The sequence below is a fragment of the Leptotrichia sp. SK-5 genome (assembly GCF_055387215.1).
Map to the genome: position 1 here is coordinate 2,418,864 of NZ_AP028931.1, position 16,286 is coordinate 2,435,149.

The window sequence follows — 16,286 nt, forward strand, 5'->3', positions numbered from 1 at the left end:
TATTTTTATTAATCTCTGTTAAATAAATCTCTTGTATAAACCTTTTCTTTCACATCTTCTAATTTATCATCAAATCTATTGGCTACAATTACATCAGAAATTTCTTTAAATTTTTCTAAATCATTTATCACTTTCGCACCAAAAAATTCGTCTCCATCTTCAAGAACTGGTTCATATATTACTATATTTACCCCTTCTGCATGCACTCTTTTCATTACACCTTGTATTGAACTTTGCCTAAAATTATCTGAATTACTTTTCATTGTTAATCTAAATATCCCTACAGTAGGATTTTTCTTTTTACTCACATATCCCTCGCTATCAGCTTCAACATATCCTGCCATTCTCAAAACTTTATCAGCCACATAATCTTTTCTCGTAGTATTAGAAGCAACTATTGCAGATATAATATTTTGTGGAACACCTTCAAAATTTGCTAACAATTGTTTTGTATCTTTTGGTAAACAATATCCTCCAAATCCAAAACTTGGATTGTTGTAATGATACCCTATTCTTGGATCTCCAGACACTCCTTTTATAATATTTTCAGCATTGAGTTCTTTCATTTCCGCATAAGTATCTAATTCATTAAAGTACGCTACTCTCATCGCTAAATATGTATTAGCAAATAATTTTACAGCTTCTGCCTCAGTAAAATCCATAAAGAAAGTATCCACATTTTCATCTATCGCACCTTCTTCTAACAATTCAGCAAAAGTATGAGCAGCTTCTACCAATTTTTTATTATTCAAATCCGTTCCAACAATTATTCTACTAGGATGCAAATTATCATACAATGCCTTACTTTCTCTTAAAAATTCAGGACTGAATAATATATTTTCAAAATTTAACATCTCACGGACATGTCTTGTATAACCTACTGGTATTGTTGATTTAATTACTACTATTGCTTCAGGATTATACATCATAACCAGCTTAATAACTGACTCTACAGCTGATGTATCAAAATAATGTTTTTTACTATCATAGTTAGTTGGAGCTGCCACTACTACAAAATCAGCATCAGAGTAAGCCTCTTTAGCATTTAAAGTTGCTCTTAAATTAAGTTCTCTATTTTTAAAAAAATCTTCTATTTCAGCATCTTCAATCGGAGAAATCCTATTATTTATCATTTCTACCTTTTCAGGGACTATGTCCAAGGCAACTACTTCATGTTTTTGTGATAATAATGTTGCTATACTCAATCCTACATATCCTGTTCCTGCAACTGCAATTTTTAAATTTTCTTTTTTCATAATTAAATTCCTTCCTTTATATTAAATTTTAAATAATATATATTTTATTTTTCAATAAATCTAATTTCTTTTAAATACCCAATATTTATTCAATAAATAATTGATTGGTGTTGTTATAAAAACATTTATAACTGGTGCTATTTTATCTGAAATTTTCATTTTTTCTACCCAGATATATAGTAATAATGCACTTAATAACCAAGTACTTAAATATGTTAAATAAAATTTTATTATAGAAATCACATCTCTTTTAGAATTTTTAAATACCCATATTTTATTCCAAATATATCCATTAATGCTTCCTGTTATAAATCCACCTATATTTGCAATTTGATAATTTACAGAAAAATATACAAGAATATAATAAGTTATTAGAGATACAAATAAATTTCCAAAACCTACTATTGCAAATTTTATAAATTTTTCATATTTAAAAAGTAATTTTTTTATTAAATTAATCATTTTATTTCCTCATTAAAATTAATTCTTTCTTCTTCAATAACTAAAGGTCTTTTTAATATTTTGGAATTGATATTCATAATATACTCTCCTAGAATTCCTATAAAAAATAACTGTATGCTCCCTAAAAAAAACATTCCTATCAATATTGGAGCTGTTCCTGCAGGAAAAGAATTCCAAAACATTAACTTTAATATTAAATAAATTATAGAAATAAAAAAACTAATTAATCCAATCATTGTGCCAACAAATGTTGCTAATCGTAATATTATTTTGGAATAAGAAGTTATTCCTAACATTCCTATATCATACAAAGAATATAGGTTATTTTTTGTTTTTCCAAATTTTCTTTGAGCCTGTTCATAATTTATTTCTTTCCTAGTAAATCCTAATTCAGCAACTATTCCCCGTAAATAAGGTGTTGGATCATCTAATTTTCTTAGTACTTCTATAAAATCTTGATCATAAAGACCAAATCCAGTAAAATGTTCTATGTGCTCAATATTTGCTATTTTTTTTATCATTTTATAATATAAAGTCCTTATAAAATACATTAGTTTACTTTCTTTGCTCTTATTTTTTATTCCAATAACAATTTTATAACCTTTTTCCCATTCCTTTACAAACTTAATAATCATTTCAGGCGGATCCTGGAAATCAGCACACATTAAAATTACTCCATCGCCAGTAGTTTGAGTTAAGCCATAAAATGGAGAATTTAATTGTCCAAAATTTTTAGCATTTAATATCCCTTTTATATTCTTATTCTTTTCACATAGTTCTTTTATTTTCTCTCTAGTTCCATCTGTTGAGTAATTATCTATTATTATTATCTCATAAAGATAATTTGATAACTGTTGCGTAATAACAGCAATTATTTCCTTAGTCAAAGGCTCAATATTATCTATTTCATTATAAGTTGGAATTAATATGCTTAGTTTTTTCATAATTATTTCACCTTCAATCTAACATATTTTGTATTTTATTTAGAACTGACAACTCATCTATTTTAAAGTATTTTCTTATATTTTCTTGATCTCCTACATGATGAGAAAATCTATCATTAATAGCAATCGGTAATATTTTTTTTACAGAATATTCTATAAAATTCCCTTTGCCGTATTCTTCCATTACTGCTCCATATAGACCACCTATTATATTATGTTCTTCCATTGTTACTATATAATTATAATTTCTAAAAATTTCTTTCAATGTTTTTGAATCTAATGGTTTTATAGTATGAAAACTATAAAGAGAATTTTTTATTCCTAAATTATCCAATTCATTCGATACTTCTAAAGCTTGATTTAGCATATTGCTTGTTGCTATTATTGCAATATTTTCTGATTTTTTCATACAGATTGACTTTCCTATTTCAAAATCTTTATCCTTTAAATTTTTATGTAAAAAAGGATCTTTATTTTTTGACAATCTTATGTATGTAGGTTTTTTATTTAAATATGATTTAATAACTGCATTTTTAGCTTCATAAGGATCTCCAGGTGCAATTATTTCCATGTTAGGAAGCCCTCTCATTAAATTTATATCCTCTGTTGCATGATGAGTTGCACCTAAATGACCATATGATACGCCTCCACCAGAACCTATAAATTTAACATCCAATTCATGATAACAAACATCTACTCTTACTTGTTCATAACTTCTCATTATCAAAAAAGGAATGATAGAATAAACATATGGTTTTTTTCCACGTAATGCAAGACCAGCAGCCATTCCTATCATATTTTGTTCTGCTATTCCTGCATTGTAATATCTTTCAGGAAATCTTTCTTTAAATTCCTCAAACATTGAAAATCCCATATCTCCAGTTATTAATATTATTCTTTCATCTTTTTCTGCTAATTTTATTAATTCATTTACAAAAGTTGTTCTCATTTTATTTCTTCCTCCAATTCCTTTAATCCTGCTTTCAATTCTTCTAAATTAGGAGATTTATAATGCCATTCTAACTTATCTTCCATAAATGAAACTCCTTTACCTTTTATAGTTTTAGCTAATACTACAATAGGTTTGTCACTTTTATATTTATATGCTTTTTCAATTTCTTCAAAGTTATGACCATTAATTTCAATTTCTTCAAATCCAAGAGCTTTCCACATATTTTTATTTTTTTCAAATTCAAGTATTTCTTCTGTTCTGTCATATCCTTGCAATCCATTGCAATCAATAAAGATCAAAATATTTTTTAAATTTTCTTTAGAAATAAACATTGCAGCTTCCCATACACTACCTTCGTCAATTTCTCCATCTCCCATAATAACAACTATTCTGTTATTAACGTTATCTATTTTCATTGCTAAAGCCATACCTGTAGCAACTGATAATCCGTGTCCTAGTGAACCTGTACTTAAATCTAAAGAGTTTGAAACTGTCATATCAATATGTCCTGGCAGTTCTCCATCGTTACAGTAATATTTTTCTAATTTTTCTTCTTCCAAAAAACCTCTTAATGACAAAGTGGTATATATAGCCGCACTTGCATGTCCTTTACTTAAGATTAATCTATCTCTTTTATTATCATCTATATTTTCTTTTGTTATATTTAAACCTTTGAAATAAGAATAAACTAAAATATCAAGCACAGAAAATGCAGCTCCTATATGAGAACTTTTTGAATGATATTTCATATTTATTATTTTTTTTCTAGCTTCATTTGAAATAACTTTCAAGTCTTTCATTTTAATTTTCCTCCTCATATAAATCTATATTTTTTTTAAACCATTGTGAAGCTTTTTTTAATCCTTCTTCTAGTGATAAAGGTTTCCAGCCATAATCCTTTCTAAATAAGTTATTATTTCCAACCCATACTTTAGTATCAAAACTTCTACCTGCTAAAGTTGAAAAATTTAATTTTTTTTCTGAATGCGATATTAATTTTATTTTTTCTGCCATTTCTTTAACGCTTGTTTGTTTATTTGAACATATATTATATATTTTTCCCTTTAGTTTTTGAGGATTTTCCAAAATCAATTTATAAGCATTAACCACATCTTCAACATAAACAAAATCTCTAACAGCATTAGGATTCCCCAATTTTACATCTTTTTGATTTATTAAATCTGTAAATAAAGTTGTTACTAGTCTCCCTTTTTCTTCATAATCTCCATAAATTGAGAAAAGTCTTAATGTTCCTATATTTTTATTTTCAGAATTTGCTATATAATTACAATACATTGTTGAGGCTGTTTTTGCTACACCGTATACTGTATTAGGTTCACATACATCAGACTCCTTCATAGGTTCTTTCTTTTCTCCGTATTCTGATGAACTTCCTGTATTAATAAAACAGTCGTAATCTATAGTATTTAAAGCATCTAACAAATTTATTGTTCCTGTAAAATTTGTATCTATTATTTTTTTATCATCTTTTTGAAAAGGATAACCTCCGTATATTGCTAAATGACATATTTTCTTAGGATTTATTTCTTTTATAATTTCTAACAGTCTTTCTCTATCTAAAATATCTACTTTATGATCTATAATATTAGAATAAATATCTTTCAATCTCCACAGATTAGTATTTTTTCTAGTTAAGATATGTATTTCATATTTATTTTCTTTTAAAAGACCTCTAACTAAATTAGCACCAACAAATCCCGCTGCTCCAGTTACTAATACTTTTTCTTTCATTTTGATTCTCCTATAAATTCTTTTATCTGTTTTACACATAACTTATATACATCTTCATTATTATATTTTTTATACCACTCAACTGTTTTCTCTATTGTCTTGTCTATATTCCATCTAGATGCCCAGTTCAATCTAAATTTAGCTTTAGTAACATCTAAAGCAAGAAGCTGAGCTTCATGAACTTCATTTTGATTTGAAATATTTCTTAATAAACCTTTTCCATAGTTTTCTATTATTTTTTCTCCTATCTCCCAAACTGGAACAATCCCCTCAATGTTTGGACCAAAATTCCATGCTTCTGAATATTTATTTGGTTCATCATACATTTTTTGCCCTAATAATAGATAGCCATTCAATGGCTCCAGAACATGTTCCCACGGTCTTATAGCTTTGGGGTTTCTTATATTTATTGGTTCACCTTTTTCGAGAGCCCTTATACAGTCAGGAATTATACGATCTAATGACCAGTCTCCTCCACCAATAACATTCCCTGCTCTAACACTTGCAATAGACTTTCCATGTTTATCATAATCTTTTGGATTAAAGTAGGAACTTCTCCAGGAGCCTATTGCTATTTCAGCTGCACCTTTTGAAGAAGAGTACGGGTCATATCCACCTAAAGAATCTGTTTCTCTATATCCCCATATCTGTTCCTTATTTTCATAACATTTATCAGTCGTTATCATTATTCCTATTTTAGTTTCAGGAGTTTTTCTTATACATTCCAGTACATTAATAGTTCCCATTACATTTGTTTCATATGTTTCAACAGGATTGTCATAAGATAACCTTACTAATGGCTGTGCAGCTAGATGAAATACAAATTCTGGTTTGTATTTATCGAAAACTTCTTTTAAATGTTTTTTATCTCTTATGTCTCCTCTAATATCAACTATTTTATTTTCTAAGCCTGAGAGAACAAAATTATCTTTTTTGGTATATGGATCAAGTGCATAACCAATAACTTCTGCACCTAACTCATTAAGCCATATTGATAGCCAGGAACCCTTAAAACCAGTATGTCCTGTTACTAAAACTGTTTTTCCTTTATAGACTCCATTAAAATATTCCATACTTCCTCCTAAAATTATTCCCATACTTTCCATGGAGCTTTATCTTTTTCCCACATTGAATTCAATTCTCTGTTATCTCTCAAGATATCCATTGGTTTCCAAAATCCTGTATGTTTAAATGCTCTCATTTTCCCATCTTTTGCTAAATTTTCTAATGGCTCTTTTTCAAATATGGTTTCATCTCCATGAATGATGTAGTCAAAAACTTCTGGTTCACATACAAAATATCCTGCATTTATCCACATATTATCTCCAGCAGGTTTTTCAGTAAAGCTCTCTACTTTATTATCTTTTGAAATATTTAATGAACCAAATTTTCCTTGTGGCTGATATGCAGTAACTGTTAATTTCCCTTCATTTTCTTTATGAAATTCAACAAGTTCTTTTATATTTACATCTGCTACTCCATCTCCATAAGTAAGTAAAAAAGCTTCATTACCAATATATTTCTGTATTCTTTTTACTCTTCCTCCTGTCAGAGTATTCATTCCTGTATCAACTAATGTTACTTTCCAATCTTCACTATTAGATTTATGTACCTCAACTTCATTATTTTTTAAATTTACTGTAATATCACTCATACGTGAAAAATAATTTAAAAAATATTCTTTTATTACATTTCCTTTATATCCACAGCAAATTACAAATTCATTAAATCCATAATGTGAATAAATTTTCATAATATGCCATAACATCGGCTTTCCACCAACTTCTACCATTGGTTTTGGAATTGCATGTGTTGCTTCACTTAATCTCGTTCCAAGTCCTCCAGCCAGTATAACTACTTTCATGTTTATAACCTCCTGTTTTTTAGATTATTGCCACTCATCTGTATTTATTCGCTCTATGTTATTTTCTTTTAGTTCTCTTTTAAAATCTGCAATAAATTCATTTGAACCACATACATAGAAATCTGCTTTTTCTTTATCTTTAACATTTTCCAGAATTTCTTCTATCTTAATTCTTTCATTTTTAGCGTAATCAACATTTTCACCTGTGCAATAAAGAAATAAATTATCCTTACTTATAGTATTTTTTATATAATCCAATTCAATGTAATCTTTTTGAGTTCGTACTGAATAAAATAATTTGATTCTGTCTATCCTCCCTTCTCTCTCTAAGCATTCTATAAAAGAGAGAAAAGGAGATATCCCTGTTCCTCCAGCTATACAGATTATTTCGTTTTCTTTATCAAACATAGGTAATATAAACTCTCCAAAAGCATATTTTACTGTGCAAGTTGCTCCTACTACCAACTGCTCAAATATTTTAGTAGTATACTTTCCAACTTTTCTTATTATTAATCTCATAGTTTTATTTTCATTATAATATGATGCTATACTAAAAGGTCGTGAATCAGGCCATCTTTCAGAAGCAGTAACATTTTTTAAAGTCAATTGTAAAAAAGTTCCAGCTTCAAACCATTTATAATTATCTAATTTTAAAGTAAATTCTTTTATATCATTTCCATAATCTTTTACATCAATTACAGTTGCTCTTGAAAAAATCGACATTATTTTATACCTCCAAAAAATTCCTCAAAAGTTTTTATAATGTATTCCATTTCTACATCTCCTATTTTAGGATAAACTCCTATAAAGAATGTATTATTCATGATATAATCAGTATTTGCTAAATCCCCTATTATTCTGCATTCTACATTTAAATAGGCAGGCTGTTTAGTCATATTCCCAGCAAATAACTGTCTAGTTAATATATTTGCATTTTCCAAATATTCTACTATTTCATTTTTTGTAAATTTATCATTTTCTTTAACTGTTATAGGAAATCCAAACCATGAAGGATCTGAATTTTCTGTTGCTACTGATAAAAGTAAATATTTCTGAAATTTTTCAAGACCTTTCCACAATTTCTTAAAATTATTCTTTCTTGCTTCTACAATATAATCCAATTTTTTTAATTGAGCAACTCCAATTGCAGCTTGCATATCTGTGACTTTTAAATTATATCCAATGTGACTGTAAACATATTTATGATCATACCCAAAAGGCAATTTACCAAACTGCATCTGAAATCTTCTGCCACAGGTATTATCTGAACCAGGATCACAATAGCAGTCTCTTCCCCAATCTCTGATAGAAGTTGCTATTTTATTTAGTAAGAAATTATTAGTGAGTACTCCTCCACCTTCACCCATTGTCATATGATGTGCAGGATAAAAACTAACTGTAGCTATATCTCCAAATGTCCCTACTTTCCATCATATCTTGATCCAACTGCATCACAACAATCTTCAACTAAAAATAAATCATACTTTTCACAGAATTCCTTTACTGCTTTTAAATCAAAAGGATTTCCTAAAGTATGTGCTATCATAACTGCTCTGGTCTTATCAGAAATAGCCTTTTCAAGTTCGGATACTTTTATATTATATGTTCCTAACTCTACATCAACAAAAACTGGAATCATGCCATTTTGAATTATTGGATTAACTGTAGTCGGAAAACCTGCCGCAACTGTTATGACTTCGTCACCTTTCTTCAGTCTTTTATCTCTTAATTTTTCTGATGTCAATGAAGAAAATGCAACTAAATTTGCAGACGATCCAGAATTAACTATAATTGAATATCTTTGTTCCATATACTCTGCAAAATCAGTTTCAAACTCTTGAGCATATTTTCCGGCTGTCAGCCAGAAATCTAATGATGAGTCAACTAAATTAATTAATTCTTCTTCATTATACACTCTTCCTGCAAAAGGAATTTTTGTTTCTCCAGGTATAAATTCTTTGTCCTTATGAGCTACCTCATAATATTCCTTTACTTTCTCTAAAATTTCTTGCTTTAATTTTTCTTTCATTATATCTCCTAACTTTTATTTTTCTAACTTGACTTCCATGTTTTCAAATCTCAAATATAACTCTCTTGGATCAGGATCTGAATTTACACGTTTAGAATTTGTATAAAATTTAATTATATTTTTTCCTCTACCTATATTAAATGACAAATTTAATTCAATTCCTTTATTATTAATTAAATATTTTTCTTTTTTCCCATTAAATTCAACTATAAGTTCTGAATTATCAGGATATTCCGAAAAAACTGTTGATTTTAAAATATAATTTATACTTCCATTTGTTTTATTTTCAAGTGTTATAACAGAATTTTTTCTCATCCATCGCCATTTCCTATTTTCTAATTGTTCCACTTCATAAAAACCATTAAATGATATTAAAATTTTTAAAATTCTATTTTTTTCTTCTTTTAATTGTTCTTCTGAATATTTATTTTTTAAACTATTACTAAAATTCATTAAATTAAAAAAAACTAATTTTTTATCATCGCTAACATAAGCTTCTTCTTTTATAATATTTTTTATTTCATTTTCCAATTTCGTGTACTCATCTACAGTATATGCTTTTCTATCAATATATATGCCGTTAAATCCTGCAATTGAAATTTTTTCTAACATCTCATTAATTGGTAACGATACTATATACCTATTCCATAAATCTGATTCACGTCCTTTATATCCTCCGTAACTCCATTTTATATTTTCTGAAAATAAATATCCTTTAAATAATCCATAATCACCTAAATCTTTAATATTTCCTGTTTCAGGAAATTTAAAATATGGAAGTTGAAAAACCATCCCATCTTTTCCTAAAATTTTCTCAATTTTTAATATAAATGTCTTATCACTATCAAATTCTTTTTTATACTTTTGTGACGAATCAGTATACGTTATTTTTGAAGACGAAGGAATTTGATCCCAAATAGAAAATAAAAATAATACTAATATTAGTGGATACCACGTTTTTTTATTCTTTTCTTTTAATAGATTATCTATTTTTATAGATATTGCTAAGATACAAAAATATGCTATAAATACTGATATTCTATTATAAGCTCTTATTTGAGGAGAAACAAATATTGCAAACATTATAGCAAAGCCTGAAGCAACAGCTAACAATATTCCAGTTATATTTAGTATTGCTAATAAATTTATTAATTCATTATCTTCTTTCTTTCTTTTTAATAATACCCATAATAAATAAAAGAATCCTATTATTGCTATTATCCCTAAATATTCCATTCCTTCTGAATTTTTCAAAAAATTTAAATAATTTAGTATATTTTTTTGAACTTTTTCAAAATATTGACCTTTTAAATAAAATAATTTCTGAGAAATAAATAATCTTGATATCCTTAATGCATAAAATTCCGTTTCTGAAACATACCTCAAAGGACTTTCTTCATTTATACCTACTTTTAATTTATATAATATTGCAGGTATATAAGCCAAGAACATAGTTATCCCAATAATACTAAAACTCAATACAAATTTCTTTAGAAGTTGTTTAATGTTATGTCTATTGACTTTTATTAAAAATACAACTATTACAAAGAAACATGAAAAAAAAGTATAATATATTCCCGATAAGGATAGCAAAATTAATAATACTATCGAAAATATATTCTTTTTGTTATGAAAAAAATCTTTTCCTATTGTCAAAACATTATCATCTGTATATAACCAATAAATCAATAAACTTACAAGGGGAATTAAATAATATGCAGATAAAAACATGTGTGCTGTTCCTCGTAAGAATCTATATTGCAAAAATGTAAAATAAATTGAAGATAACATTGATGTATAGAAATTTATATTTAATTTTCTCATTGTATAATGACTTGTTAATGCTGTAATTGGAAACAAAAATATATAAAATGTATTAATTGTTTTTCCCCAATTTTTTATAAATAAAACCATTATTTTTAATATAAAAAAATTTAAACTATCAAAATATAATGAAGAAAAATCATACATTGTCCCATTAAATGGTGCTCCTACTCTAGAATTTTCAAACCACCATCCTGTTTCTTGTATTGTCTTGACATTATAACCAAGATATAATCCATCTCCTTGATAATTTAAAGGTATACTAAATCTCATATTCCAAATTTGTAAAATTATAAATGTGAGAAACGAAGTTATAATGCCTACTACAATAAATTCTTGCCATAATTTTTTTTTAATCATCTTATAACTCACCTATATGATAACTTAATCATCATCCCTTTCCTTAAGATTTTTATTAAATATAAAATATTTAGAAAAAATATAATTAAGAATTACTACAATAATATTAGATAGAATTTTTATACCTATACTAAATATTGATTGTTGTGATAAACTTATAAATTTAACAACTACAATATCTACTCCTATTACTATAAAAATTTGATCAATTATTGCTGTAATACTTCTTGCTATAATAAATTGAAAAAATTCTTTTATTGCTATCTTTCCTTTATTACTACTTTTGAATACCCAAATTCGATTGGTAAAATATTGGAAAAGGACACAGATAATAGTATCTAGTATATTTCCTAAAGAAGTTGACATTTTCCATTCTATTACAAATAAATAGAATAAAACTATATTTAAAATAGTGGCAATTACACCAAAAAATAAATACAATATCACTTCTATATTTATTAATTTTTCTATATATTTTTTTTTCATAAATGCCTATCCTTATTGATATTTTAATAAATTTTATATAACTGAATATTTTTAATTATAAATTCCTCACTATTTTTATTATTTACAGTAAATTCAACATCTTTAGTCTCTTCTTTCAATTCAAATTCAATTACTAACTTGTTTTCTCTACTAGAGATACGCGTAATATTATATTTACCTTTTTCACTTTGTATATTAAATTCTCCTATTGAATTCGCTGGAAATTCACATGTAAATTCTACTTTATATTTACCTGCTGATAAAGTTATGTAAGGTCCAAATAATATTCCTCCATTTGGAATTCTAATATTCCCTTTTTCCCAAACTGCACCATTTGTATAAAATTGTACTCCCAATAAACTACTTTCTAATTTGGGTAATAACTTATTATTATGCAGTTTTAACAAACTAAAATCTTCAAAGTTTACATTAGGTACATATTCCATTCCCTCTTCTTTAAATTTTCGTTCAAGTTTATTTGGAGTAATTATATAATCAACTGTTTTTAAAGTGGTATATTCTTTATTATTAATTATTGATTTAATTTTTCTGTTATTTAAATCTATTCCGTTTTCATCTTGTATATCAATATAATCTTTATCAAAAGTTGCATATACATTTTGTGCATATACATATGTATCAAGTAATCTTTGATAATCGTTCATAGATTCGTTAACAATCAAGAAATTTTTATCAGGATGTTCTTTTATATAATTATCAATAACTATTGCTTCTAAGACTCGTTTTTCTGATATAAATATTCGTCTATTAATATTTGTAGCTTCTTTGGAACTAATGACTTCTAACATAAAGAAAATAATAAAAAAACTTATCCCTATAATTTTAAATTTACCTTTTGACCATAAGCTTATAAAAATAATTAATAATACAGAGTATAACCATTTTATTAAACTAATTTTCCCTTGAGTAAAAATATAAACCCAATTTAAAATTGTATATTCTGGACCACTATCATTCCTAGGATTTCTAAAAAATTTTACAACTATAATAGATAAAACGAATACAGTTATTAAATTTAATATAATTTTTTTTATATCAATTTTAATATTTTTTTTCTCAATAATACTATAAAACAATAAAATAAAAGGAAAATACAAATAACTGAAATATCTCAAATACATTCTTGGATTTTTTTCACCAAAATTTTCAACAAGAGATATTGTATAAGTAACAATAGCAATGCCAAAAATTAATAAAAAACTTAAAAACCAAAATAAATTTTTTTGTCTTTGGCTTAGGAATTTATAATTTAATATTGGAAACATAATTGGTAAAATAAAAAAAGATACTGTTATACTAGAAAAATATACAAAACTAGCATATAACCAATACTTTATACCTCCTTTTGAAAAAAACAGTTTATTGGTTTGATGAACTTGAACTGCATATCTATTTTCCATTCCCCTAAAAATTGTATTTTTCATAAAAATGTACATTATAGTAAATGTTATAATTATCAAAACAAGTTGAATAAACTCTTTTTTCAAGCTTTCTTTATTTATCATTTTTTTTATTACCAAGGTTAATAATGTTATTATGAAAACTATACCAATTTCTTTTGTCATATATAATAAATATGTAAATATTCCTAAAAATATACTATATCCATATTCTTTTAAAGTTAATTTTTTATTCTTATTAACTAACCATGAATTTATCAATTTTTCATATAAAACTATTCCCCACATTGCTAAAGGAAGATATAGATTTTCACTCATAAATGTTTGTGAAAAAGTAAGATCTGAAAAAAAACAATAAAGTAGAATACATAATAAAATGTAAAAATTATTTTTTATTACATTCTTCCCAAGTATAAATACTGGAAAAATTCCTGAACTAACTAAAACAGCATTTATAAAAGATATTGCTGAAATCTGCATTAATTTTGATGAAAACCAAAAAGCAGGTATTATAAAAACGTCATATAGTATTTTTTGATCCAAATAAGTTGTATTGTATATATATATTCCATTTAGATTTGCTAAACTTCTTGCAATTCCATAATAACCCAATTCATCTCCATAAACATAAATCATTTTAATGTGGTTACTTAATGAGAAGTATACTGCTGTAGTTAACAAAAAAAGTAATATTAAAATCTTTTTTAATATTTTATCTTTTTTAAAGAAAATATCAATTTTATTCATTTGTATTTAACCTCCTTTTTTATTAAATTTTATATAAAAATAATTATTCAGCAATTATTTTTACAGAATGGATAAGGATATTACCATTAGATTTATTCTCAATAATAGTTTCAAATCCTTTAATAAAATTATTCACATTAAATTCTCCAATAAATTCATTATATTCTTTTTTAACAGTCGTATATTTTTCAGATATAATTGCCTCTCCTTCACCTTTTTTGTTAAATAAAAAAGATATTCCTTCTTTATTCAAACCTTCGCCTGTTATAATTACCTTATAATGATTTGGTCTTAATTCTATATAAGGTCCATACATAACACTATTAGATGTAACAACTAAATTATTATTTTCCTTAGTATTTCCATTGGTTGTATATAAATTGTCTAATAAAATATTATAAGTGTCATTTCTTTTACTAAAAATATTTTTAGATTCTAAAAAATTTTTTATTTCTTTTCCTTTATAATATAAATCATACATACTACGATCATCACTTTGGATATCAATTTTATAAACATCTTTATCAAGTAGCAATGATTCTTGTTCAGGTTTTGCTAAACTGATATTTTCTTTACCTGATTTAATATTATCTTGAATTGAACTCTCCCAATAATTAACATCAAATTTATTTAACAGTAAAAGATATGTAATTGGGTGAATATCTGTTGATATGTTATTTATAAAATTTAATGTTAATTTTTGTTTCTTATACTCTCCAAGTATATTTATAACTCCATATTTACTATTTCCTATTGCAGAAAAATTCCCATCAGATTTTTTGATTCTTTTATATTCTAAATGTGCATTCGAAATGCTATAAATTGCTATTCCTACCATTAAGGCTAAAGTAATATTTTCTTTTAACATAAATAATATGTATATTGATAATATTATTAAAAATAAAATTAGCATATAAAATTTTTCTGGACTATCAAAAATATAACCAGGAACAAATGATATTAAACTTAATATGTTTATATCCGCCATACCAGAAAATACATCACCAGTTTCAATTATTAATACAGGAACGCTAAGCACTAACATAATAGCTATTGAATAATAAACGTACTTCAAATTTAACTTTTTATTTATTACTAATAAAACTACGAAAAATATTACTAAAGAAGTAAAATGATCAGCATATCGTCCCCATATATATACTTTTTGCTCATGAAAGTCTGGTAGAAAGAAAAATACTGAAACCATTACTGAAAATAAAATTCCTATAACCGAAAATATTCCCAATATAATATAATTTTTATCTTGTTTAGTGTCCATTTTTAATAATTTAATTAACAATATTATTGCTAGAAAAACTATTCCAAAACTTGTAATTCCTACATAAAAAGTGTATGATGTTGTAGCTCTTAATACTACTGTTATAAATGTTTTTAAATTTGCAAGTGCTTTTAAGCTATTAATCATTGTATCCGAAAATGTATTCCTTAATGAAACTATATTTCCAAAAAGAGTATTCTTTATTTGTTTTTTTACAACTATATCAAGGAAGAATATTGGTAAAAATCCAAAAATTAAATATTTCATATTTATAAATTTATTTTTATATTTTCTTAGTAAAAAAACATATATAATTACTGTAACTGGTATAAACACTAACATTCTTCCATGTATTGCATAAGAATAAGCTAATAATACACCAAAAATAAAGCTGTTTAATCTTTTTTCTCCTTTTTCATTCACTAATTTAAATAGAATAAGTAATATAATCCAAGTTATAAGTCTAATCCAAGTTTCATTCCATCCATATTGAGACATTGCAAAAGTCCATGGATATATTCCAAGAAAAAAAGCTAACAAAAATCTTAATTTTCTATTTTTGACTTGAAAAAACTTTTCTGACATCATGTATGCTATACAAGGAATTATAGCCAATAATACAGAATTTAACATAATTATATTTCTGTACAAAACTATTGGATTTTTAATTAATAAAAATAAAGGATAATAAAATATAGAACCTCCCCAGCCATAATAAGAGTTAACCAATTCCCAATGGCTTCCAGATAATGCTGCAGGTATGGCCAATGTATTGACTTCATCTGGAATAACTACAAGTGTTTTTACTTTAGATACAATCATTAGATTGATTATTATAAATATTAATATAATGCTAATATAATCTATTTTAGTAGATTTAAGTAATTTTTTCATTCGTATTCTCCTTCAA

Annotated in this window: 13 protein-coding genes and 1 pseudogene; all 14 read right to left on the reverse strand. The window is 25.7% G+C overall.

Translation table 11 applies throughout. The features are described from left to right. Positions 1 to 8 precede the first annotated feature (8 nt). The gene (locus ACZ5B9_RS11810) at positions 9 to 1,256 is read right to left on the reverse strand and encodes a nucleotide sugar dehydrogenase (RefSeq protein WP_464422759.1); all 1,248 of its coding nucleotides are present in this window, start codon (positions 1,254 to 1,256) and stop codon (positions 9 to 11) included. 60 nt (positions 1,257 to 1,316) lie between these two features. Next, positions 1,317 to 1,718: a GtrA family protein gene (locus ACZ5B9_RS11815; RefSeq protein WP_464422760.1), complete on the reverse strand. Its 402-nt coding sequence runs from the start codon at positions 1,716 to 1,718 to the stop codon at positions 1,317 to 1,319. Further along, entirely contained in the window at positions 1,715 to 2,662 is a 948-nt protein-coding gene (locus ACZ5B9_RS11820) for a glycosyltransferase family 2 protein (protein WP_464422761.1), read from the reverse strand. Before ACZ5B9_RS11820 ends, ACZ5B9_RS11815 begins: the two co-directional genes overlap by 4 nt. Positions 2,663 to 2,675: 13 nt before the next feature. Further along, positions 2,676 to 3,611, reverse strand: a complete 936-nt coding sequence (locus ACZ5B9_RS11825) for a transketolase family protein (RefSeq protein ID WP_464422762.1) — start codon at positions 3,609 to 3,611, stop codon at positions 2,676 to 2,678. Beyond that, a complete protein-coding gene (locus ACZ5B9_RS11830) occupies positions 3,608 to 4,414 on the reverse strand; it encodes a transketolase (RefSeq protein WP_464422763.1) in 807 nt (268 codons plus the stop codon). The genes ACZ5B9_RS11825 and ACZ5B9_RS11830 overlap by 4 nt, the downstream gene beginning before the upstream one ends. 1 nt (position 4,415) lies before the next feature. Beyond that, positions 4,416 to 5,366: an NAD-dependent epimerase/dehydratase family protein gene (locus ACZ5B9_RS11835; RefSeq protein ID WP_464422764.1), complete on the reverse strand. Its 951-nt coding sequence runs from the start codon at positions 5,364 to 5,366 to the stop codon at positions 4,416 to 4,418. Continuing rightward, complete coding sequence (gene rfbG / locus ACZ5B9_RS11840) at positions 5,363 to 6,439, reverse strand: CDP-glucose 4,6-dehydratase (protein ID WP_464422765.1); 1,077 nt, start codon at positions 6,437 to 6,439, stop codon at positions 5,363 to 5,365. The genes ACZ5B9_RS11835 and rfbG overlap by 4 nt, the downstream gene beginning before the upstream one ends. 14 nt (positions 6,440 to 6,453) lie before the next feature. Then, entirely contained in the window at positions 6,454 to 7,230 is a 777-nt protein-coding gene (gene rfbF / locus ACZ5B9_RS11845; RefSeq protein ID WP_464422766.1) for a glucose-1-phosphate cytidylyltransferase, read from the reverse strand. Positions 7,231 to 7,254: 24 nt separating this feature from the next. After that, positions 7,255 to 7,953 carry a ferredoxin--NADP reductase gene (locus ACZ5B9_RS11850; protein WP_464422767.1) on the reverse strand — a complete coding sequence of 233 codons (699 nt, stop codon included), beginning with the start codon at positions 7,951 to 7,953 and terminating at the stop codon, positions 7,255 to 7,257. Beyond that, positions 7,953 to 9,259 (reverse strand): annotated as a pseudogene (gene rfbH, locus ACZ5B9_RS11855) (lipopolysaccharide biosynthesis protein RfbH). Before rfbH ends, ACZ5B9_RS11850 begins: the two are co-directional and overlap by 1 nt. 15 nt (positions 9,260 to 9,274) lie before the next feature. After that, a complete protein-coding gene (locus ACZ5B9_RS11860; RefSeq protein ID WP_464422768.1) occupies positions 9,275 to 11,443 on the reverse strand; it encodes a hypothetical protein in 2,169 nt (722 codons plus the stop codon). Positions 11,444 to 11,467: 24 nt separating this feature from the next. Continuing rightward, positions 11,468 to 11,929: a GtrA family protein gene (locus ACZ5B9_RS11865; RefSeq protein ID WP_464422769.1), complete on the reverse strand. Its 462-nt coding sequence runs from the start codon at positions 11,927 to 11,929 to the stop codon at positions 11,468 to 11,470. 23 nt (positions 11,930 to 11,952) lie between these two features. After that, entirely contained in the window at positions 11,953 to 13,455 is a 1,503-nt protein-coding gene (locus tag ACZ5B9_RS11870) for a hypothetical protein (protein ID WP_464422770.1), read from the reverse strand. Positions 13,456 to 14,140: 685 nt separating this feature from the next. After that, positions 14,141 to 16,270: a hypothetical protein gene (locus ACZ5B9_RS11875; RefSeq protein WP_464422771.1), complete on the reverse strand. Its 2,130-nt coding sequence runs from the start codon at positions 16,268 to 16,270 to the stop codon at positions 14,141 to 14,143. Positions 16,271 to 16,286: the final 16 nt, after the last annotated feature.

Coding starts and splice junctions, on each gene's coding strand:
- ACZ5B9_RS11810 (WP_464422759.1), bottom strand. CDS start 1,256: ATGAAAAAAGAAAATTTAAAAATTGCAGTTGCAGGAACAGGATATGTA.
- ACZ5B9_RS11815 (WP_464422760.1), bottom strand. CDS start 1,718: ATGATTAATTTAATAAAAAAATTACTTTTTAAATATGAAAAATTTATA.
- ACZ5B9_RS11820 (WP_464422761.1), bottom strand. CDS start 2,662: ATGAAAAAACTAAGCATATTAATTCCAACTTATAATGAAATAGATAAT.
- ACZ5B9_RS11825 (WP_464422762.1), bottom strand. CDS start 3,611: ATGAGAACAACTTTTGTAAATGAATTAATAAAATTAGCAGAAAAAGAT.
- ACZ5B9_RS11830 (WP_464422763.1), bottom strand. CDS start 4,414: ATGAAAGACTTGAAAGTTATTTCAAATGAAGCTAGAAAAAAAATAATA.
- ACZ5B9_RS11835 (WP_464422764.1), bottom strand. CDS start 5,366: ATGAAAGAAAAAGTATTAGTAACTGGAGCAGCGGGATTTGTTGGTGCT.
- rfbG (WP_464422765.1), bottom strand. CDS start 6,439: ATGGAATATTTTAATGGAGTCTATAAAGGAAAAACAGTTTTAGTAACA.
- rfbF (WP_464422766.1), bottom strand. CDS start 7,230: ATGAAAGTAGTTATACTGGCTGGAGGACTTGGAACGAGATTAAGTGAA.
- ACZ5B9_RS11850 (WP_464422767.1), bottom strand. CDS start 7,953: ATGTCGATTTTTTCAAGAGCAACTGTAATTGATGTAAAAGATTATGGA.
- ACZ5B9_RS11860 (WP_464422768.1), bottom strand. CDS start 11,443: ATGATTAAAAAAAAATTATGGCAAGAATTTATTGTAGTAGGCATTATA.
- ACZ5B9_RS11865 (WP_464422769.1), bottom strand. CDS start 11,929: ATGAAAAAAAAATATATAGAAAAATTAATAAATATAGAAGTGATATTG.
- ACZ5B9_RS11870 (WP_464422770.1), bottom strand. CDS start 13,455: ATGATAAATAAAGAAAGCTTGAAAAAAGAGTTTATTCAACTTGTTTTG.
- ACZ5B9_RS11875 (WP_464422771.1), bottom strand. CDS start 16,270: ATGAAAAAATTACTTAAATCTACTAAAATAGATTATATTAGCATTATA.